The organism is Sphingobacterium sp. UBA865, from assembly GCF_002295765.1.
Classification (GTDB): domain Bacteria; phylum Bacteroidota; class Bacteroidia; order Sphingobacteriales; family Sphingobacteriaceae; genus Sphingobacterium; species Sphingobacterium multivorum.
Genome location: NZ_DBGB01000039.1, coordinates 44,789 through 65,253, shown reverse-complemented (window position 1 = coordinate 65,253; position 20,465 = coordinate 44,789). Strand labels below are relative to the sequence as shown.

Here is a 20,465-nt window from a genome sequence, read left to right as displayed (position 1 = left end):
TGCGTATGAAATCAACGATAAAAGTACTTCGTACAAAACAGGGCAAGCATAGCACGCTGTCCGAGATCTACCTGAACAATCAATTTGTCTGCTACGGTCTGGAGAATATTCCGCGCCCCGTGAAGATTAGGGGCGAGACTGCCATACCTGTCGGGCATTACCCACTCGGTTTTAACCGCGAGGGGGCAATGAATGGCCGTTACTACGACGCTTACCCAAAAATGCATCGCGGGATGTTAGAGATGCTTGATATTCCGAATTTTAGCTATGTCTACTTCCACAAAGGAAACAGCTACAAAGAGACTGCGGGCTGCATCCTGGTAGGCGCGCAATATGTACTGGAGGATGGTGATTATCGCCTGTTAGCCTCGGGTGTCGCCTACAAAAAGTTCTATCCGCTAGTGGTCGAACTAATGCTGCAGGGACTGGTCGAAGTACAGGTCGAGTGAGTAGAGGTTCCTGCTAAATAATTGATCATCCTTAAAAAAGTAAACATGAAACCATCATGATTTATTCAATCATATTGGGGAATGAATAAATCTGATAGCTTCATCTCAATTGAAAAACAAATTTATACAGATGAAAAAGATCTTCAATAAAATAGGACAGGTGCTGCAACTGCTGTTGGTGGCACCTGTAAAGCTGCCGGGTAAGGTGGGAAATGTATTAAAATATCTGGCTTTGGGGCTTGGTATCGTGGAAACAATATTGGACGAGGCTAAATCACATTCCGAGGTAGACGATGGCAAGGAGCCGCAGGAAGGGAAATACAATCCGGACCATGGCGAAAGGAATCAGTCGGCAATGGATGATACGATGTCGGCAGCTGAATCGCCTACCGATAAGGATGCTTCGGTGGGCGTCAGGGAGAATAGGTCCGTTAAAAATGGAAGCGAAGATACCGTAGAAAGGAGCGCGATGGATGAAAGTGAATGATATCCGCATCTCGGCCATCGGCGGTACCATCTGTTCCATCTGGGCCAGCATCTCGCTGGGCGATGTATTGCAGACCGCCCTGACGGCTGCCTTGGGTACCCTGGTCAGTTTCGCTACAAGTAGGTTATTGGCGAAACTGGGTAAACGGAAAAGATGAGCAGAACAAAAAGGCGCACGGGATTGTGCGCCTTTTTGTAAAGCAATATCTTCATTAGTAAGGCAGAATCCTCAATATTTATCTTTTTTTTATTTCCGAGAACAGCCGATCGACATCTTCCTTAGCGAATAGCCCAGTTCCTTCCGCCATCGTCGTGGCCGAGCCACAGGCGATTCCCATTTGAAGGACATGCTCCATATCTCCCTGTTGGGCTAAGACAGACACCATTCCGGCAACCATACTGTCACCTGCGCCCACCGTACTGCGTACCTTGACCAGTGGGGAAGGCAGCTGTATTCGTTCTGTTTTTGAATATAATATAGCGCCTTGAGCACCTAAAGAGACAACGATTAAAGTTGCTTTACCCTCCGAAATTAGCTGCTGGGCGGCCATATCCAGATCGGAATGCCCCAATTCCTCTTTTCCCACAAGCGCAGCAAGCTCGCCGGCATTTGGTTTGATCAAAAAGACACCTTCCTCCAGTGCAAGGCGAAGTGCATCGCCAGAGGTATCAATGATTATTTTACTGCCCTTCGTTTTGTACGTATTGATCAGCGATCGTGTAAACTCGGGCGGCATACCAGCGGGCATACTACCGCTGATAACGACAAAATCCGGAACATAGGTGATTTCCTCAATCGAAGTCCTGATCCCCTCCAGTTCGTTGGACTCAAACTGTTCGCCTGGCAACCCAAATCGATATTGCTGATTCGTTGCGCTGTCAACCACGATAAAGTTTTCGCGGGTCTCGCCGTTCACCCAAATAGGTTCTATAGCAATATCTTCCAGCTTCAATAAGCTTTCGAGTAAACTGCCTGTCTTTCCCCCGGATGTAAAAAGGGCTGTTGATGCCAAACCAAGTCTTTTCAATGCCCGAGATACGTTAATTCCCCCACCGCCAGGTTCATATACAGGCGCTTCACATCGTAATTTCTTTTCAGGAACGATATGTTGTACACGGGTACTCTTGTCTATGGATGGATTCAGGGTAATTGTTAAAATAGATTTTGCCATTTGTTTATGTTATAAATTTGAATCATTGCTGTTGGTAGACCAGGTCTTTGCTCAGGCAGTGTTCTTCCCAGGGTAGTGTTATAAGCCGACTATGGGCATTTTGGGGAATAATACTTTTTGATGTCGGAAGGTAAAAATGGTTTTTATTTCCACTGCTCAGGGTATCGCGCAGATCGGGGATTTTTTTGAGGTTGCGCTGCAAGGCCGCAAAAAATGCTTTTGCGGATTTGTCCGCTTGTTTCATGATCTGACGCAAGTGGATAATTTCCCTTGTCCGGTCAGTTTCATAGCCCCCGCTTCCTGCAATGGTATATTCGGCTACAGGTGAATCATAGAAGATACCTGAATCTAAGATAGTTTCCTGATCTGAAAAAGGATAGGTGGAAAGGAAAAATCCCTGATAATCTACTGAGGAAAAGCTTGCCAAAAACGCCGACTGATTTTCCTTGCTGTATTTCAGATAACTCCGTTTGCCTGAACGACGGTTTATCTTCTCAATATAGGCGTGCGTCCGATGTTTTTCCATCGTTTCTCCGCAATACTGAAAAAACAGCTCGGCAGGTATCGCAATCCAAAAGTATTGACCCATTTTCTTTTATGTATTTAATTTAACTTCGATGTGTCACCTAACTTTTTGATGTCCCGGATATAGGCCGGAAAGTCAGCGCCTGATTTTACGTTGCTATGAGCAGCTTCAATTTGTTCTATTGTAAACATGTTTTCTTGATTTACACGTGTTAAACCCCTCTCCAATATCCTCCCATTTAATAGTAAAGTAAATATACTAAAGAATCTCTTTAGCTCCCTTATATTTCAACTCCGATACTGCTGCTGAAATTCATGCTGTTCTCAACCTCGTACTGTATTCAGCAGGTCGTGTGGATACCCGAGGCTAATGGAGCTTAAAGCGTCCAGTTTGGTCAGCTCATCAGCTGTCAAATTAATTTCAATAGCGCTAATAATTTGCTCAAATTGATTGATATTGCGTGCTCCCAGTAATGGAAATGCCTCTTTCGATAAGTTCCAAGCAAATGCAATCTCACCGGGTGTTGCTTCATATTTTTTTGCGATTAATACCAGTTCATCAATGATCAGTTTGGTTTTCTCGTCCTCGGAATATTCAGCGCCAGAAGAATAGCTGATTCGCCCAGCTTCTCCTTTTCTATATTTTGCGGTCAGCAGGCCGCCAGCCATTGGCGAGTACATCATCACACCAAGACCAAATTCCTTTGCCATCGGGATCAGTTCACGGTCTGCGGTACGTTGTAATAAATTATATTCAATCTGTAAAGCACTGAGTTTTGTTGCTGATCCAATGGCCGACACCTTCCATGCCGGGAAATTAGTTAGTCCTGCATACACTATTTTTCCTTCGCTGACCAGATCTTGAAGTCCCATGGCTATTTCTTCCCATGGAGTTACGCCATCGTCATAATGAGGCATATAAATATCGATGTAGTCCGTCTTCAATCTTTTTAGAGTTTTTTCAACAGCCTGTCGCATAGATTTACGGTTATTCCCAAAATTACCGATCGCAGGGTTGGGATCACTACTTCGGGTATATTTTGAACAGATAATAAAATTGCTTCGCTGCCCCTCTAAAAAGTTGCCTACGATTTCTTCTGCCTCTCCAAATTGGTAAACATCCGATATATCGATAAAATTACCACCTGCATCAGCATAAGCTGTTAAAATCTTTTTTGACTCTTCGGGATCGGCTCCGTAACCTTTTCTGGTTCCAAAGTTGGCAGCTCCTAAAATTATTTCACTGGCATGCAGTCCTGTTTTTGATCCAAATAACTTGTATTTCATATTTTTATATTTACTTTGTTGCAAAGTTAAGGGCATAAAGTAACCGTGTCAATTACGGATAAATTTATCTATACCCACTTTATGCCTTCGTAAAATATAGCAGCTATGTATGAAAAAAAGCTTCCGATCAATTTAGATTGCGGTTTACATCTGTTCCTACAAGTGGTTCAGGGAAAATGGAAAATAAACCTGCTCTGGGCCATACATTCAGGTATCAAGCGTCCGGGTGAACTGCAGCGGAAAATCCCCAATGCAACCCGCCGTGTACTTGATGCGCAGCTTGGCCAATTGATTGAACATGGATTAATCAATAAAGTCGTCTTTGATCAGCTTCCGCTGAAAGTCGAATATGAACTGACTGGGCTCGGTGAAAGCCTTATACCAGTCATCGCGGTAACAGCCCAATGGGGTGAGGATCACAGAAATGAATTGGAAAAGATTTTATGAGAAATCCCGCTCGATAGGGGATGTGCATGCGTCCATATCGGAACCCATAAGTTATATTTCTATTCCTTACTATAAGGCTAGGCATTTCTATATGAAATCCGTATATACAGGGGAGTCGGTTCTGCTTCAGGTTCTCCATCTAGCCATTCCTCGACCCCGTATATACAAAGCTCTGTGAAATCTGGATCCTCATCTTTCTTTTCGTCTTTTCGAACTTGAAGTACATGGTCCTCCATGAGGTAATTGCTGATCGCAATGCCAAGTTTTTGACTAAGCTCAGCGGGAAGTTGGTTAAGTTTATCCGCCTGATTGGAGCCTAGATTAAAGTTGTGCTCCATCCAGTCCACAAAATTATCTCTCATAAGCTGCAGCGCTAGTGCGCGATCTACCCTAGGTAGCGCGAGAAGTGTGGCAACTTTAGCTGCCAAACCAAACTCGTCTAAGTTTTCTTTCATAAAAATTCTCTTTTGGCAAATATTTATTTTAAAGATTACTTAAACGAATGCCAAGGAATAACCTCCGTGATTTTGGAGGATAATCTTCTTTTTGAAGATTCAATTTTGCTTAATACTTGATTAATTTTAATAAATTAGATGTTCAAACAATATAAACCTTAGTCTAATAACAGTATTTGGTGGAATGATATGAAAATGTTAAGATTATTCGTTGAGAGCTTTTTTGTCTCTTCGATTTTTAATTTAATTGCAAATAATGGATTTAAGTTAAATAGAATTTGGACGCCAGCCTATTGGACTTGGACATTAGCATTTGCTTTGGCAATAGTCGTTGCTGCGCTGCTCATTCGTGTTCGGCTGAAAGTTTTGTGGATCCATTGGCAGAAAAAATATCCGGAATTGCAACTCTTTAGAAGGGGACGCTTGCAGACCAATAGTTTGCCAGTATCAGAACTGTTATGGGCCATTCTGTCCACATCCTTAGCACTTTTAATGGTCTATCTCTGCTTTATCTATCTAATCGCTTTTGTACGTAGCGGTAGTACGTATATGTTTTTTATAAATTATTTGTTCCATTATATGCCTCTTGTTGCTACAGGATGCTTGGTCTACGTAAGCTATGTTTTTATCAGAGGACAATTATGGTGGTTTACGCCAACAAACGCATTGACGCTTTTCAGCGATCTGTTACCAGAAAAAACAGTTCCTGTAGAAAAAGTGGTCACCATACTCCCTCCAAGCGAATTGGATAAAAGTATCCCAATCGGATCACTTTATGATGTGCTTTACATCCAAGCTCGATTCGATCTAAGTGCATTGCGAAAAGATGTTGTTCGTATGTTTGATGTTCCTTTCTATTTTTCTAAAAGAGGAGAAAAACAAGTTGTACTGATTGATGGTACGCGATTAGAGGCCGGTCGTTTTTTGCAGGAGCTAGAAAAAAGAGGGCTTGACAAATGGTTTTTCCGTATAAGTAGCACCTGTAGAGTGAATATGATGCATATCCATTTTCCAATTTCGCCTAATGCGTCTCAACTGGAGTTTCGTAAGGAGGTGTTTCAATGCCTGCGGTTGAACATGACGGAAATGGAGATCGGAAACCTGCTTCTGGTAAACGAATGGATGCGAAAAGAAAAAAAGCTAAAAGATTTTTTGGATAACGCACATAATCTGCGGCATAAGGGCTGGGATCAACTTATACCATTGAACTGATAAATTCTGCTATGATAAAGATCAAACGGGTATATTTCAAATATAGTGCATCATTTCCCTGACCGACTATGCATTTAAAAAACAATTTGGCTACAGTCCGAAAAGCCTACCCAATACCGAAAAGTCCACCTAATATTTAAAGGACTAAGCGGCCTTCTGCACTTCTTTTTGTGAAGGCAAACCCCTTAAATTGGCCCCGTCACTTGGTTTAATTTTGAAATATTCGATTAAGGATAGCAGGGATAAGCCAGCAATTAACTGCAAGGCCAAACTGAAATCCCGCATCTGATAAACGGTATCCTGATAATAGCTGCTTGCAAGGTGAAGTGTTACCGCTCCCAGGGCGATACCCATACCCAGTGCCATTTGCTGTGCCGTATTGTACAACGTATTCGCATTGCTGAGCTGTCCATTGGGTACGTCTGCGTAGGCCAACGTATTCAGGCTTGTAAATTGGAGCGACCGGGTAAGCCCCGAGAAAAAGAATACGATGGCCACAAGCCAGATTGGCGTTTGCAGGGAAAGCAGGGAAAGTCCGGCCGTAAAAATTGTTAAAATAATACCGTTCCCAATCAAAACCCTACGGAAGTCAAACCGTCGTGTTATCCAAATGGCTACGGGCTTCATGCTCATACTGCCCAGCATGTTGGCCATATAGAGGAGGCCTGCATGAAATGGGCTCAGTCCGAAACCCAGCTGTAGCATAAGGGGCAAGATAAAAGGAGCAACATTGATCACCATACGGGTAATCGAGCCGGAATAGACTGTAACCCGGAAAGTCTTTATTTTGAGGATACGATAATCGATCAAGGGGTACTGTATACGTTTGGAGTGCCATACCGCAATAGCCATCAGGGCAAAGCTTGCCAGGATAGTGACAAGCGGTTTGGTATAATCTCCGTTGGCAGCGCCGATCATTTCGGTACCCAGCATGATGCCGGCGAGGCCAATCCCGCTGATTAAAAAACCGATAATATCAAGTGGACGGCTATTTTCAGATTCCATTGCCGGAATAAATGTATGCACGGCCCACAGCGCAAATACGCCGAAGGGTATGTTGATAAAGAAAATCCAGTGCCAGCTAAAATAGGTCGTAAAAAATCCACCCAGTACGGGGCCAACAATAGGGCCTAATAATCCGGCCCAGGCAATATAACCGATCGCATCGACCAGATCTTTCTTTGCCGTATGCTTCAGTACGATGAGACGACCAACCGGAACCATAAGTGCTCCGGCTGTACCCTGGCAGATGCGCGCTATAACGAAAGATGTCAAGTTGGTACTCAGTCCACAAGCGATCGACGAAAGTATAAATCCTATAATTGCGGTATTGAACACTTTTTTTGCGCCGTAGCGGTCGGCGATCCAGCCACTGATCGGTATAAATACGGCCAGCATGACGGTGTATGAAGTAATGCCCGCACTGAGGTGTACAACATTACTCTCAAAATCATGTGCCATTTTGGGTAAGGCCGTGGATATCGCTGTGGTGTCGAGCATCTCCATAAACAGTGTGCCACCAACAATGAGCGATATGATGCGTGATTCTTTCTTCATTTTGCTCTTCTTCAATCCCGAACGGGATACATGTGCGACAAAAGTAAGCCTATCGGAAAAAAGAAAAGTCATTTAAAGGCAATTAAATGACCAACATGTATCGGCAAGGGACAAAGGAAATGGACTCGCTAATAACGAGGTTATTTTGACATGGCCTCCAGCACTTTTAAATGCGATCTAAATGCTGTCCAGAAGCTTCGAAACTCGTTGTATTGTATTTTATATTCCTTGCAGGTCTGCTTCACAATCCGATTGAGCGCAGGATAATGAACATGGCTGATCTTTGGAAAAAGGTGATGTTCAACCTGAAAATTGAGGCCGCCAAGCAACCAGGTAAGTGCTTTGCTGCCCGTAGCAAAATTTGCGGTGGACTGAATCTGATGAATCATCCATTCTTCCTCGACCTTTGACTGGTCAATGGTTTTGAATTCGGTTTCTTCCACCACATGGGCCAGCTGGAATACGGTGGCCAGACTCATACCACACACAATACCAGAAATCAGCAAACCGATAAGTGTGGGCAGCCACCCGACGAAAATGATCGGAAGGATGACAAATAAGCTGAAGTGAATGAGCTTACTGACCCCAAAAATAATACGCTCTTTGACCGGAAAATGAAATTGCTCGGTTTTATGTCCCATGCGTCCACGGAAATATTTCTCATAATCTTGATAAAAGATCCACGCTAAATAGGAGATTCCATAGAGAAGCGGAAAATAAAAACGCTGATAGCGATGGTGTTTCCGAAGTTTTTGGTCGTGGTGTATACGCATAAACTTGACTTCGATATCGTGATCTTCGCCATCGATATTTGTATAGGTATGGTGTGCAATATTATGTTTGAGCTTCCAAAAGTAGATATTGCCGCCCAGTAGATTGAGCGAGTAGGACAGCACAGTGTTAAGGTTTTTATTGTCTGAAAAAGAATTGTGACCAGCATCGTGCATAATGTTAAAACCAATCGCAGCGAGATTAGCTCCGAAAATGATACATAATGCTATTGAAATACTCCAATGCAAAGGTGCGAATACCAGAAGGAGATACAATACCGCAAAGCTGATCAGGAGGATAGAGGCTTTAAGATAGATCTTACCATTCCCGGTTCTTGGCTGAAGTGAATTTTGAAAATAGTTATTAATTTTTTGTTTTAACGTTTTAGAGAACAATGTATTGACATTGCTGAATTTTACTGACTGGGACATTGGGTTTTTACTCGAGAAATATTCTTAATTTTTATTACGTTCGATCTTGAGCGATAGAACAATGTAAATGTACCATATAAAATTTGAAATATCGCGGTCGTAAAGTTAAAGATTGTTAAAGGTCAATTTACCGGAGAACAGGTCAGCGGGATTAACACTAAAATTTATTTATTACTGTTCTGTCAATTAAACGATTGCCTGAATGCTAAAGGTGAAACATTGGTTTTTTTCTTAAACAGTTTGTTGAACGATTGTGGATGTTCAAAACCGAGTTTGTAGGCGATCTCCGCTACGGAAAGGCTTGTTGCCGTGAGCTTTTCCTTGGCTTCTTCAATTAACTTGTCGTGGATGTGCTGCTGTGTGTTTTTACCGGTAACGGAACGGAGTAAATCGCTTAGATAACGAGCCGATACATGAAGGCTTTCTGCCAAATACTCTACCGTCGGAAGCCCTTGTTTTAAGGTTTCCTCGTTGCCGAAATAATCATCCAGCAATTTTTCCAATTGAGTTAGCAATGCGTGGTTAACGGCTTTCCGGGTAATGAATTGACGCTCATAGAACCGGTTGCTGTACTGCAAGAGCATGTCAATTTGCGACAAAATGATTCCTTGGGTATGTTTGTCGATATGCTGATATTCGCTTTCGATTTTAAGAAAGATTTCTATAATGTCTTTTTCTTCGCGTTCGGAGAGATGTAATGCTTCGTTAAGCGCGTACGAAAAGAAATTGTAGCTTTTTATTTTGCTGGCCAGGGGGTGGGTATACAAAAAATCGGGGTGAAATAGCAGCATGTAACCTTTTCCGCATTCGGTATTCATCTTTCTGATTTCAGCAATCGTTAACGATTGGATCTGCTTGGGCGCGATGAAATTCATCGTTCCTTTGTCGAAATCATAATAGTGTTGGCCGTACTTTAATGTTGCAGTAACGTCTTTTTTAAGCGAAATACTATAGAAATTTACGCAGAACTGCTCCCAGATGTCGCTTTCAGCAGGTTTTATTCCAGCGACATCAATTACACTGATGAGTGGGTGTAACGGTGCCGGCAAGGACAATTGCCGGTGAAATTCGGATATGGAATTGATCGTATGCATCCTGTTTCTATTGTACAAATTTACAAAAAACAACTGCCTTAGCGGCAGTTGCTTAATTAAAAAATCAGGCTCCAAATTGTTTTGCGATTTCTTGCCTGAACGCTTCTTTTCCGATTTGTAGTCGTCTTTCATAGAGTGCATGTGCGTCGTCGCCTGCCAGATAGCGTACTTGATCTTTATGGTCCGTTGCAGCTTCGTATACCACTTGGGCAATCTGCTCTGCCGTGGATGCATTTTGCATCATCAACCCCATTTGTTCGAACAGTTTGTCTTCAATGTCCTGATAATCGGAAGTTCGGTTCATATCCAAGGAGCGACCTGCAAAATCTGTCGCTATTCCGCCCGGAGCAACTGTTTTGATGGCTATTCCAAATTTTTTCAATTCAAAGGACATGCTTTCGCTCCAGCCCTCCAAAGCGAATTTTGTCGCATGATACATGGAATGTAGCGGAAATCCCATAAAGCCACCAATGGATGTGGTCGAAATAAATAAACCACCTTTCTTCGCTCTAAAATAAGGGATAAATGCTTGTGTAACGCGCAGTACGCCCAATAGATTGGTGTTGATTTGACGAAGTATTTTTTCGTCGCTCAAGCTTTCAAAAGCACCCATTAACCCGTAACCTGCATTATTGAAAACGACATCAATGTTGCTTAAAGAGATGGCTTTTTCTACAGTTTCTTTGGTTTGGGCGGGATTGGTTACATCTAATTTTAAAAGCGTTATGTTTTCGATCTCGGTAAGTTCGGTTTCATTTTCGGGATTTCGCATGGTTGCGATCACATTCCAATCCGCTTGTTGGAATAATTTGGCAGTTGCTTTTCCCAATCCGGAAGAAGCTCCTGTAATGAAAATTGTCTTTTGCATTGTGTTATTGTTTGATTCCATAACACAAATGTCTAAAGAAAGCATAGGGTATCTGTTGCCAAATTGAGCTTGATTGTATCCAAAATGACTTCTTGGTAGTATGCATGATTCTACCCAAGTTTTGGAAAGGCTAAACAGGAGTGATCAGAACAGGAGTGATCAGATCTTGTCGAATGCCATTGGCGAAATCAAGGTGGGGATTACTGGGCTGGAAGCCGCACCTTAAAGGTGGTTCCTCCGGCCGAGTTGCTCTCTACAGCGATCTGTCCGTTATGCAGTTCTACAATTTCACGGCAGAGATACAGTCCTATGCCAAATCCCGAGATTGTTCCGACCCGATCTTTTCCTGCCCTGTAAAATCGATCGAATATCTTATCCCGGTCTTCTTCGGCAATGCCCATACCTTGGTCGCTGACGAAAATTTCGATAACGTTATTTGCCTTGGGCGAATAACCAAATGTAATTTGGGTTCCTATCGGCGAATATTTGGCTGCATTTTCCAACAGGTTTTGTACTACCTGCGAAATCTTGTTCGGATCAGCGTCAATGGATAAACTTTGCGTCAGGTCAGCGGCAATCTGATGGGTGTTGATCCTCAATTTAAATTCATCTTCAAGTTCAGCAAATAATTCCTTCAGATCAAACACTTCTCTTTCGATCATCATTCTGCCGGAGTCGAATCGCGAGATGTTCAAGAATCCATTGATTAAGTTCTTCATATTGCGAACTTGTCGAAGGGATTTCATTGTAATGTTTTGGTAATTCGTGTTTGCTGTAAGGATTGCCTGACGTTGCATTAATTGAAGATAGGCGTTTATGGAGGTCAGCGGTGTCTTCAATTCATGGCTAACGATGCTTATAAAATCATTTTTCCGCTGTTCCTCAGCTTTCTGTTCGGTAATATCCCGTAAAGTACCATTGAGGCTGGCAGCGTTTCCCTTGGCATCATAAAACACTTTACCCCGTGCCTGCACGAGTCTGTCGTTCGGGTCTTGTGGATTTAGGATACGGTATTCAATAAAGTAATTGCCATCCGACTCTTCGCTAAGTGCATCCGTTATGGCAGCCATTACACGTTGCCGATCCTCTTCTATGATGGAAGAAATAGCGGCGGATAAATCCAATTGATCCTTATCGGCTAAACCAAACCATGATTTTAACAGCGCATTTCCGGAGAACTGATTATTTTTGGGCTCATAATAGAACGTCGCAAGCTCGCCGGCATCAATAGCCATGGACAGCATGTGTTGATCTTTTTCACTTTTCCGCCGTTCAAGGACTTGGTCGGTAATTTCTTCAAGGATAATCAGAATTCCAGTGACTTTGTTGTCAGTTGAAAAAATAGGTTGATAGATCGAGTTTACAATAGCCTCCCGCAGTCCGTCACTGTGACGCAGCAATATGGAAAGTTCATTGTTTGTTTTCCGTTCGCCTTTTTCGAACGCTTCCCGGAGCCACTGATTCACTGGCTGGCCTTGCAGTTCGGGCCTTGCGATTTCGTGGGGCCGGCCCTGCACATCCGCTAACTGATGGCCCCAGATTTTTAATATGGTCGGATTGGCTATGTCAATAATAAGTTCCGGTCCCTTCAGCATGGCTATGCCGACCGGTGCCTGCTCAATAATTGTCCGTACTTGCTCACGGCTTTCTGCCAGAAGTTGTAAGGAACTGTTGAGCTCATCGTTTGTAGCGGTCAATTCTTCGAGCGTTGCCGCCATTTCCTCCATCAGCCCTTGTTCCTTTTTTTCTTTTTCCTGTATCTGTTGCTGATGCTGCCTTCTTAAAGTAACGTTGCGGGCGGTGTTTAAAATACACCATGTTTTATGGTTTTCGTCTAATAGTGCTCTGTATTCATAATCGAAATAATCAGTCACCGGAACACCATTCTTGATGAGCCGGGCTGGTGCCTCGGTAACGGAATAGGATTTCCCCGTACGCCAAACCTCTTGCAGAATAGCTAAGAACGGCTGATCTTCCAGTTCGGGAATAGCACTGATCAGCGCTTTGCCGATAACGGATGCGTCTTTGCCCCAAAGGGAAAGCATGCCCGCATTGGCAAACTGGATGGTCATCTCTGTTCCAGTATAGATTGATGTAGGCTCGGGAGAACAACTCAGTGCCTGTAAGATAAAGTCTTCGCCAAATGAGGCACTACCAAATTTTTTCTTGATGTCCATTAGCCCAAAGATAAAGAATACATTTTATAGCGTAACACATTATTTTCCGCTCTGGGAAGTAAAGTCTTGAAGAAAGTCGAACTGTGTGCTTTCTTTATAAAAATCCTAGCGAAAAGTTACCTAAGGCTTCGCATAAGGTAATCGTTCAATCCGGCCTGTGGTATGATAGGTGTCAAGACCGCTAGAGGTAACTGTCCCGGCTTCTTCGATAGCGATATAACCATCCTCTTTTAAGCAGTTATCGGGCACGAAAGCTGTTTGTAACTTTTAAAGTCGCCCAGCGAGTTGATAAAATTTGTTCTGTATCTTCTTTCAAATGCCGCAATTGCGTTCTCATTATAAATCATCGTTTATGAATTCTTATTTTTAAGGTTTAGCTATTCTATTTATCATGCCCCTAAATATGAAGCCGTGAAAAGGCCATACGGCATACCAATAGAGCCTTCCGGCAAGGCCCAGGGGTCTAAAGGTCGCGGTCTGCAGCAGGATATTATCTTCGATTTTAAATTCTAGCCATGCTTCTCCAGGAAGTTTCATTTCGGCATAAAGGAGTAATCTTTTCGTGGTTCTATCGGCGATCAGTACGCGCCAAAAATCAAGTGCATCACCTGCAGCCAGATCGCTTTTATTTTTTCGCCCTCTCCGTATACCCACTCCGCCGACCAATTGATCCATGAATCCACGGATTTTCCAGAGCCAGTTGCCATAATACCAGCCAGAATTTCCTCCAATGGACCAGATTTTGGTCAATGATGCTTCACTATTGTGGAGGGGAACCGAGCGAACATCCCTAAAGCAACCATAACTGGGCACTTCCAGTAGCCTGCTGAGGCCGCCCGATAAAATGTGACTGGTCTGTGCGTCTTTCCAGCTGGAAACCACATTGTCGCTTTCAATTTTTTGAAAAGCTAATTGGATGGATTGCCTGTAATTGATCAACGTAATACTGAGTTCTTCCGCCAGATTATTGGGTTTACAGATCACTTCTACTTTCATGCTATCGACTAGGTTTTTGGCCAGGTTATAAGACGTCGAGGTAACAAAATAGAGCCAGTAGGAGGAAAGCCGCGGCGTCATGAGCGGGATAACAAAGATCTGTCGCCTAAGTTTTCGTTCGGCAGCATATTGCAGCAGCATCTCTTTGTAGCTAAGGATGTCTGGCCCCCCGATATCATAGCTTTTGTTAAAGGTATGCGGGTTGGCGATAACACCGATCATAAATTCGATCACGTTGCGTATGGCGATGGGCTGACATTTCGTCTGCAGCCATTTTGGCGTAATCATAACCGGGAGTTTTTCCACAAGATCCCGAATAATCTCGAAAGATGCGCTTCCCGAGCCAACAATGATGCCGGCCCGCAAGGTGGTGATCGGAATCCGTCCGCTTGCCAGGATGTTTTCTACGTTTCTTCTCGAGTCGAGATGCTTCGATAAGTGATCTGAATTAATTATTCCACTCAGATAAATGATCTGTTGCGCGCTGGTTTTTTCCATAAAGTTGCGGAAGTTGGTCGCACATTGCGCTTCCATTTGCTGGAAATCACCTGACTGCGTCGCCATGGAATGGATCAGGAAATAAGCAATATCAATTTTAAGTGGAATTTCTTTCAGACTTTCGTTATCCAGGAAATCGACTTCAACAACTTGAACATGCCCCGGAATTGCCGAGGTATCAAAACGATTCTTATCTCTTACACAACAAATAATTTCATGCCCCTGTTCTAACAACACAGGCAAAAGACGTTTTCCAATATACCCCGTCACTCCGGTCAATAGAATTTTCATAGCCTGATTTGTTAAGTTCAGCTGTTATTAACTGTATATAAATATACCAAAATACCACCTAAATTGTTTTTATTTCGTGTGTTTTTATTCTAATGTAGCAAGGCGCACGCTATTGATCTTTTCTTTTTTCAGTAAGCAAAACATTAATTGCAACATCCTGTGTACTGCGTTTTTGGCGCTGCCCCGGCTTCGGCCAGTTTCAGTGAGGGATAATAAAGGCGCACAAGAGCGTGCGCCTTATAGTTTATGAATGCAGTTTTTAACAAGCTGCTTTGGTGGAAACACTTAACTTCTGATTTCCCTTCGCATAAAAATGTAATAGGACCAGGCAAAACAGATCATCATGGCTGCGCAGAGTCCACTGACCTGTGGCCAGACCATCAGAAAACTATCCCGAAAGGAAAGCGGTGCGGGGATGGCACCGACCATCTGTTCCATGGAAATGGGACCTAAGCTGCGTACCGAGGGCATCAATAGGGTAGTGGTGGCATCGGTATAGAGCTGGCTCGGTGATAAGCGGAGCAGATTTAAGATGAGCTCATTATAGCCGATGTACTCCTGCTCCGAAATATAATTGGGATTGGGCAAAAAGGGACGTATTGCCAGATTGACCAGGATAGGAAAGAATACCGTAAAAAACAACCAGATGCCGATCGCGGTAAGTGCTGAGGTGGCCGGCTGGCGAAAGCGTATCGACAACAGAATGGAAAGGCTCAGCCAGAAGGCAACATAGAGCACACTGATCAAGGTAAAACCGAAGATACGCAGCAACTCCTGGGGTTCTATCCGGACACCTGTACCCAGGAGACCGCCGCCGATCATCAGCATGACCAGCGCAACAAATAATGTACCCACCACGGCCAGTGGCGCCAGAAATTTGGCGAAAAGCAGGTTGTCTCGGTAAATCGGCTGCGCCAGCAAACGGGTGAGTGTTCCGTTGTTGTATTCTGCATTGACGGCGTCAAAACCGAGGGCTATGCCCAGTAGTGGCGCTAGAAAGTTTAAAAAAACATGAAATGGCGGAATGGAATTATCCGTTGTGGTCAGTAGCTTGAGATAAAGAAATGACTGATCAGGATCGCGCATATTGCTGACAGCGTCCTTGAGCCCCATGGATGAAACGTAGAGGGATGCGCCGAAAGTCAGTACGATGAGCAGGATCAGTATAATAAAACGCCAGCTGCGGATATGTGCCGCAATTTCTTTGCGGACCAGCACCTGCATCGGAAAGGATGGCCGTTTATTGGTATCTTTTGAAGAAACCCTTGGATTTTTCATAGGCATTATCTGTAGTTATGCTGTTCTCAAAATATGTATTATAAATATCGTCGAGCTGGTAGTCGTTGCGGTTCACGGAAACGATATCAGCGCCATTGTTTACCAGCATGCGTACCGCTAGTGCTGTCATATCGCTGTCTGTCTTTAATTCGATCGTAAATCCGTTCACTTTAAGATCACGGAGTCCGGGCAGGGTCTTTAATGCTTCTTCAAACCGTTTGGAATCACCTTGGGCATGGTCAAGGGTAATGACGGTACTGATACCTTTCTGCTGCTGCAGGTTATGGGCAAGGCTTTCGAGCGATCCTTCAACCAGTAATTTTCCGCCAACAAAAATACCCACCCGATCGCATACACGCTGCACCTGGTGGAGGTGGTGTGAAGAAAGCAGTACCGTTAGGTTATGCTCCCTGCTGAGCTGCTTGATGAGCTCAAGGAATTCGTCAACACCCTTGGGATCAATGCCCAGTGTAGGCTCATCAAGGATGGCAATCTCGGGAGCCTTGATCAGCACTTCGGCCAAGCCTAGACGTTGTTTCATACCGCGGGAAAAAGCGCTCGTTTTTTTATGCATTTCCCGTTCGAGTCCCACGATATGTAACATGTCTTTTGCAGAAGCTTGTGCATAGGATTCCGAAAGACCATTTAATCTGGCAATAAAGCTTAGGTTTTCCAGCGCTGTCATATCCGGGTAGAAACCTACGTTGTCGGGCAGGTAGCCGACTTTTCGTTTCACGGCGATCGGATTGCGCGTGGCATTATGGCCACAGACATAGGCTGTGCCGGAAGTGGGTTCGGTCAGGCCCAGCATCATGAGGATGCTGGTTGTCTTGCCGGCACCATTGGGGCCGAGCAGGCCAAAGATCTCTCCGGGATAAATGTGCAGGTCCAACTGATCTACAGCGGTTACTTTGCCGTAGCTTTTTGTCAGGCCTGTCAATTGAATGATAGGATCCTTCATCATGATAATCTTTTTGTAGCGCCCTTATCTGCGGCCGTATTTGCGGATGAGAAAATACACCAAACCAATGGCCAATACAATGACAAGCATACCGATCCAGCCAGAAAGCAAAGAAGTTTTCACAATCATACGGAATGAAATGTCGGCGCTACTATTGGATGATTTGATCTCAAATTTGGAAGCATAGTCACCGGCAATAGTTTTGTCGGGAACTTTTAGGTTGACTTTGACGTCAATAGATTTCCCTGCTTCGAGCTGTTTGATGTTCGACGGATCGAAGCTTGCCTCCCATCGGCTGGGTAATTGGGACGTCAGTTCCAAGGTATTGAGTGGCAGGGTGCCCGTGTTTTTGACTTTAAGTAGAATTTCCTTGCTGCTGCCGGATACGACTTCGTCGCTCAGCCGCCCGCTGGGGGTGGTCAACTCCAGGGCATAGGAGCCTTTGACGACTGCTTCGAGCTCAAGCTTTAAGGTATCGGTCGGGGAGATCGCCCGTACCGGAATTTTATATTTATCGGGCTTGGCCGTGATCGGACAGCTGATTTCAATGCTGATTTCCTGTGTCTTATTGGGCTGCATCTGAAGGGAAGTCACTTGGGAGCCTTCTACGCGGTAGCTAATCTGCCATCCATCGGGTAGCTGGGCATTCAGGTTATAGTTAACCAATTGAGCAGATCCGTTGGTCAAGGTCGTCGTATAACGAAAAGGTTCGTTGCTGGGGGCCTCAATATTGACAAGCCTCGCTTCGAAACCGGATTTGAGGGGCTTCAAGGCCTGCCCCGATAGATAGAAACTGTTAGCCAGCACAATAAGTGCGATAAGAAATGGCCTGAAAGAAAAACGTCGGTCTGTGTTTGTAATTAGTAATTCTGTTAACATGATCCAATAACTAAAATTTATATTTAAATAGAATATTAGCTTTTAAAAAATGTCGGTTTGGGTATCAGCTACCTTTTTGAAAAACCGCACCCAAATTAAAAATCAATTTGATAAAAATCAAGATTGAAATAAAAAAATAGTGTAAAAAGAATGTGTTTAAATGGTCTATAGGCTGATAGCTTGTGTTGTATGCTGCAATGCACTTCCGTCAGTCAAAGTTTACTGAGCGGAAGGTTTTCTTGATGATAATCTTGGTGTTCTCGGCCAACTCATCCAGTGTACAGTGGATGGATCGTAATTGTGTCCTCTGAATTGTAGCGTCGTTCAGAAGAAGATTGATGCGAAGACGTCTGCTGTCTGAGGCTTCAGGCTCACCGCGCAGTTCATCAAACAATTCATGAATAATCTTTTCGCAGCTTTTTTGGTCAAAACTGGCGATAGTGATATAATGTCCGTGGCTGTACATCTGTAATTCAATATAGTAATTCGACGTTTTCATAATCTTCGTTTTAAAGACTGAAAAAAATAGGTTAGCCTCCGTGGGAGGCTAACCATTAAAATTTGCTATCTGGATCTTTAGGATATTTCGATCATCCGCGGTTCTTTCTGTTTGGCTTCTTCTTTCTTCGGTATTGTCAATCGGAGCATACCATTCTCATAGTGTGCCTGAATATTGTCCTGATCGACAACCTCCTTCTGAAGTTCGAAGCTGCGTTGGAAAGATTGGTAACTGAACTCCCGGCGGGTGTAGTTGTCCTTATGCTCCTCGTTTTGTTCTTCCTTAGCCGAGGATATGGTTAAGAGATTGCCGTCGAGGGTCACCTTGAAATCGCCTTTGGCCATGCCGGGAGCGGCGACCTCCACTTCGAAGCTGTCTGCGTTTTCCTTGATGTTGACCGCAGGAACGGTGGTACTTGTTGATGAATAATTTTTGTTGTCCCAGTTTAAAAGCTCGCGGTTAAAATTATCAAACATGGGCGAAAAAAGTGAAAAATTGTTCCAGTTTCTTTTTGCAAGTTTCATAGTAACCTCCTTTTAATGAAGTATAACAATAATTTAAATCTATCAGTCGGCCGACTGTATTAAAAATCTCACAAAAAAGGTACCGAGCTTAAAAAACTGAAATTTTTGCAGCAAAACTGTCAAATTTTACCTGATAAATTGACAGAAATGATAAGATCTACCTACAACAAACCGAAAATTGAATTTGTTTCAAACGATGTTCAGCTCAATCTTATCCTTATAATAACCCATTTGATGGATAACTTAGTTAGAAAAGACCGGGCTTCTTAGCGATTTCTGGTCTTTTCTTTTTGCTGAAAGCTACCAACTTCTATGGCACATAAAGGCCATAGGGAAGGGACAAAGGAAATGAAGCGACTTGCTAATAACTAGGTTATTTTGACAAGGCCTCCAGCACTTTTAAATGCGATCTAAATGCTGTCCAGAAGCTCCGAAACTCGTTGTATTGTATTTTATATTCCTTGCAGGTCTGCTTCACAATCCTATTGAGCGCAGGATAATGAACATGGCTGATCTTTGGAAAAAGGTGATGTTCAACCTGAAAATTGAGACCGCCAAGCAACCAGGTAAGTACCTTGCTGCCCGTAGCAAAATTTGCGGTGGACTGAATCTGATGAATCATCCATTCTTCTTCGACCTTTGACTGGTCAATGGTTTTGAATTCGGTTTCTTCCACCACATGGGCCAGCTGGAATACTGTGGCCAGACTCATACCACATACAGTACCAGCAATCAGCAAACCGATAAGTGTGGGCAGCCACCCGACGAAAATGATCGGAACAATGACAAATAAGCTGAAGTGAATTAGCTTACTGACCCAAAAAATAATACGCTCTTTGACCGGAAAATGAAATTGCTCAGTTTTATGTCCCATGCGCCCACGGAAATATTTCTCATAATCCTGATAAAAGATCCACGCTAAATAGGAGATTCCATAGAGCAACGGAAAATAAAAACGCTGATAGCGATGGTGTTTCCGAAGTTTCTGGTCGTGGTGTATACGCATAAACTTTACTTCGATATCGTGATCTTCGCCATCGATATTTGTATAGGTGTGGTGTGCAATATTATGTTTGAGCTTCCAAAAGTAGATATTGCCGCCCAGTAGATTGAGCGAGTAGGAGAGCACAGTGTTCAGGTTTTTATTGTCCGAAAAAGAATTGTGCCCAGCATCGTGCATAATGTTAAAACCAATCGCAGCGAGGTTAGCTCCGAAAATGATACATAATGCTATTGCAACACTCCAATGCAAAGGTGCGAATACCAGAAGGAGATACAATACCGCAAAGCTGATCAGGAGGATAGCGGCTTTCAGATAGATTTTACGATTCCCGGTTCTTGGCTGAAGTGAATTTTGAAAATAGTTATTGATTTTTTGTTTTAACGTTTTAGAGAACAATGTATTTACATTGCTGAATTTTACAGACTGGGACATTTGGATTTTTACTCGAGAGATATGCTTAATTTTTATAACGTTCGATCTTGAGCGATAGAACAATGTAAATATACGCTATAAAATTTGAAAGATCCCGGTAGTAAAGTTAAAGATTGTTAAAGGTCATTCTGCCATCCTTGATTTCCCATGGTCCGGAAGATATACCTTTTGAA

At 43.4% G+C, this 20,465-nt stretch carries 22 protein-coding genes; 4 read left to right on the top strand and 18 right to left on the bottom strand.

Annotated elements, in window-relative coordinates:
• The first annotated feature begins 5 nt into the window (after positions 1-5).
• Complete coding sequence (locus B2O97_RS21270; RefSeq protein ID WP_070561182.1) at positions 6-449, top strand: DUF5675 family protein; 444 nt, start codon at positions 6-8, stop codon at positions 447-449.
• A gap of 130 nt (positions 450-579) precedes the next feature.
• Positions 580-936 carry a hypothetical protein gene (locus B2O97_RS21265; RefSeq protein WP_201639138.1) on the top strand — a complete coding sequence of 119 codons (357 nt, stop codon included), beginning with the start codon at positions 580-582 and terminating at the stop codon, positions 934-936.
• A 235-nt stretch (positions 937-1,171) separates the two neighbouring features.
• Here B2O97_RS21265 and B2O97_RS21260 read toward each other — a convergent pair whose 3' ends face one another.
• From B2O97_RS21260 to B2O97_RS21245, 4 genes are all read right to left on the bottom strand, one after another.
• Complete coding sequence (locus B2O97_RS21260) at positions 1,172-2,107, bottom strand: 1-phosphofructokinase family hexose kinase (RefSeq protein WP_159332989.1); 936 nt, start codon at positions 2,105-2,107, stop codon at positions 1,172-1,174.
• Between the two features lie 22 nt (positions 2,108-2,129).
• On the bottom strand, positions 2,130-2,696 hold the full coding sequence (locus tag B2O97_RS21255; protein WP_159332988.1) for a hypothetical protein: 567 nt from the start codon (positions 2,694-2,696) through the stop codon (positions 2,130-2,132).
• 14 nt (positions 2,697-2,710) lie between these two features.
• Positions 2,711-2,824 (bottom strand): DUF1398 domain-containing protein, encoded by a 114-nt coding sequence (locus B2O97_RS21250; RefSeq protein ID WP_236560215.1) that lies wholly within the window; start codon positions 2,822-2,824, stop codon positions 2,711-2,713.
• Positions 2,825-2,956: 132 nt separating this feature from the next.
• On the bottom strand, positions 2,957-3,919 hold the full coding sequence (locus B2O97_RS21245) for an aldo/keto reductase (RefSeq protein ID WP_286768088.1): 963 nt from the start codon (positions 3,917-3,919) through the stop codon (positions 2,957-2,959).
• 105 nt (positions 3,920-4,024) lie between these two features.
• Between B2O97_RS21245 and B2O97_RS21240 the strand changes: the two genes are divergently transcribed.
• Complete coding sequence (locus B2O97_RS21240; protein ID WP_112376326.1) at positions 4,025-4,366, top strand: winged helix-turn-helix transcriptional regulator; 342 nt, start codon at positions 4,025-4,027, stop codon at positions 4,364-4,366.
• A 77-nt stretch (positions 4,367-4,443) separates the two neighbouring features.
• On the opposite strand, the gene B2O97_RS21235 is transcribed toward B2O97_RS21240, so the two are convergent.
• Positions 4,444-4,821, bottom strand: coding sequence for a hypothetical protein (locus B2O97_RS21235; RefSeq protein WP_112376327.1), 378 nt, complete (start codon positions 4,819-4,821; stop codon positions 4,444-4,446).
• A 195-nt stretch (positions 4,822-5,016) separates the two neighbouring features.
• Between B2O97_RS21235 and B2O97_RS21230 the strand changes: the two genes are divergently transcribed.
• Entirely contained in the window at positions 5,017-6,033 is a 1,017-nt protein-coding gene (locus tag B2O97_RS21230) for a hypothetical protein (RefSeq protein ID WP_112376328.1), read from the top strand.
• A gap of 144 nt (positions 6,034-6,177) precedes the next feature.
• Here B2O97_RS21230 and B2O97_RS21225 read toward each other — a convergent pair whose 3' ends face one another.
• From B2O97_RS21225 to B2O97_RS21165, 13 genes are all read right to left on the bottom strand, one after another.
• Positions 6,178-7,662, bottom strand: a complete 1,485-nt coding sequence (locus tag B2O97_RS21225; protein ID WP_204991100.1) for a DHA2 family efflux MFS transporter permease subunit — start codon at positions 7,660-7,662, stop codon at positions 6,178-6,180.
• Between the two features lie 68 nt (positions 7,663-7,730).
• Positions 7,731-8,792, bottom strand: a complete 1,062-nt coding sequence (locus B2O97_RS21220) for a fatty acid desaturase family protein (protein WP_204991101.1) — start codon at positions 8,790-8,792, stop codon at positions 7,731-7,733.
• A 182-nt stretch (positions 8,793-8,974) separates the two neighbouring features.
• Entirely contained in the window at positions 8,975-9,886 is a 912-nt protein-coding gene (locus tag B2O97_RS21215; protein WP_204991102.1) for a helix-turn-helix domain-containing protein, read from the bottom strand.
• Positions 9,887-9,950: 64 nt separating this feature from the next.
• Positions 9,951-10,754: an SDR family oxidoreductase gene (locus tag B2O97_RS21210; RefSeq protein ID WP_286768087.1), complete on the bottom strand. Its 804-nt coding sequence runs from the start codon at positions 10,752-10,754 to the stop codon at positions 9,951-9,953.
• A 200-nt stretch (positions 10,755-10,954) separates the two neighbouring features.
• Positions 10,955-12,931: a PAS domain-containing sensor histidine kinase gene (locus B2O97_RS21205; RefSeq protein WP_204991104.1), complete on the bottom strand. Its 1,977-nt coding sequence runs from the start codon at positions 12,929-12,931 to the stop codon at positions 10,955-10,957.
• Positions 12,932-13,051: 120 nt separating this feature from the next.
• Positions 13,052-13,180, bottom strand: coding sequence for a hypothetical protein (locus B2O97_RS21200; protein WP_256604660.1), 129 nt, complete (start codon positions 13,178-13,180; stop codon positions 13,052-13,054).
• 117 nt (positions 13,181-13,297) lie between these two features.
• The gene (locus B2O97_RS21195) at positions 13,298-14,716 is read right to left on the bottom strand and encodes an SDR family oxidoreductase (RefSeq protein ID WP_112376331.1); all 1,419 of its coding nucleotides are present in this window, start codon (positions 14,714-14,716) and stop codon (positions 13,298-13,300) included.
• Positions 14,717-15,001: 285 nt separating this feature from the next.
• Positions 15,002-15,994 (bottom strand): ABC transporter permease, encoded by a 993-nt coding sequence (locus B2O97_RS21190; RefSeq protein ID WP_159332980.1) that lies wholly within the window; start codon positions 15,992-15,994, stop codon positions 15,002-15,004.
• Complete coding sequence (locus B2O97_RS21185; protein WP_236560214.1) at positions 15,957-16,958, bottom strand: ABC transporter ATP-binding protein; 1,002 nt, start codon at positions 16,956-16,958, stop codon at positions 15,957-15,959. The genes B2O97_RS21190 and B2O97_RS21185 overlap by 38 nt, the downstream gene beginning before the upstream one ends.
• A gap of 21 nt (positions 16,959-16,979) precedes the next feature.
• Positions 16,980-17,834: an NEW3 domain-containing protein gene (locus B2O97_RS21180; RefSeq protein WP_112376333.1), complete on the bottom strand. Its 855-nt coding sequence runs from the start codon at positions 17,832-17,834 to the stop codon at positions 16,980-16,982.
• Between the two features lie 208 nt (positions 17,835-18,042).
• Positions 18,043-18,333 (bottom strand): hypothetical protein, encoded by a 291-nt coding sequence (locus tag B2O97_RS21175; protein ID WP_120334036.1) that lies wholly within the window; start codon positions 18,331-18,333, stop codon positions 18,043-18,045.
• Positions 18,334-18,410: 77 nt separating this feature from the next.
• Positions 18,411-18,857, bottom strand: a complete 447-nt coding sequence (locus B2O97_RS21170) for an Hsp20/alpha crystallin family protein (RefSeq protein WP_075992936.1) — start codon at positions 18,855-18,857, stop codon at positions 18,411-18,413.
• A 373-nt stretch (positions 18,858-19,230) separates the two neighbouring features.
• Entirely contained in the window at positions 19,231-20,292 is a 1,062-nt protein-coding gene (locus B2O97_RS21165; RefSeq protein ID WP_286768086.1) for a fatty acid desaturase family protein, read from the bottom strand.
• Positions 20,293-20,465 lie beyond the last annotated feature (173 nt).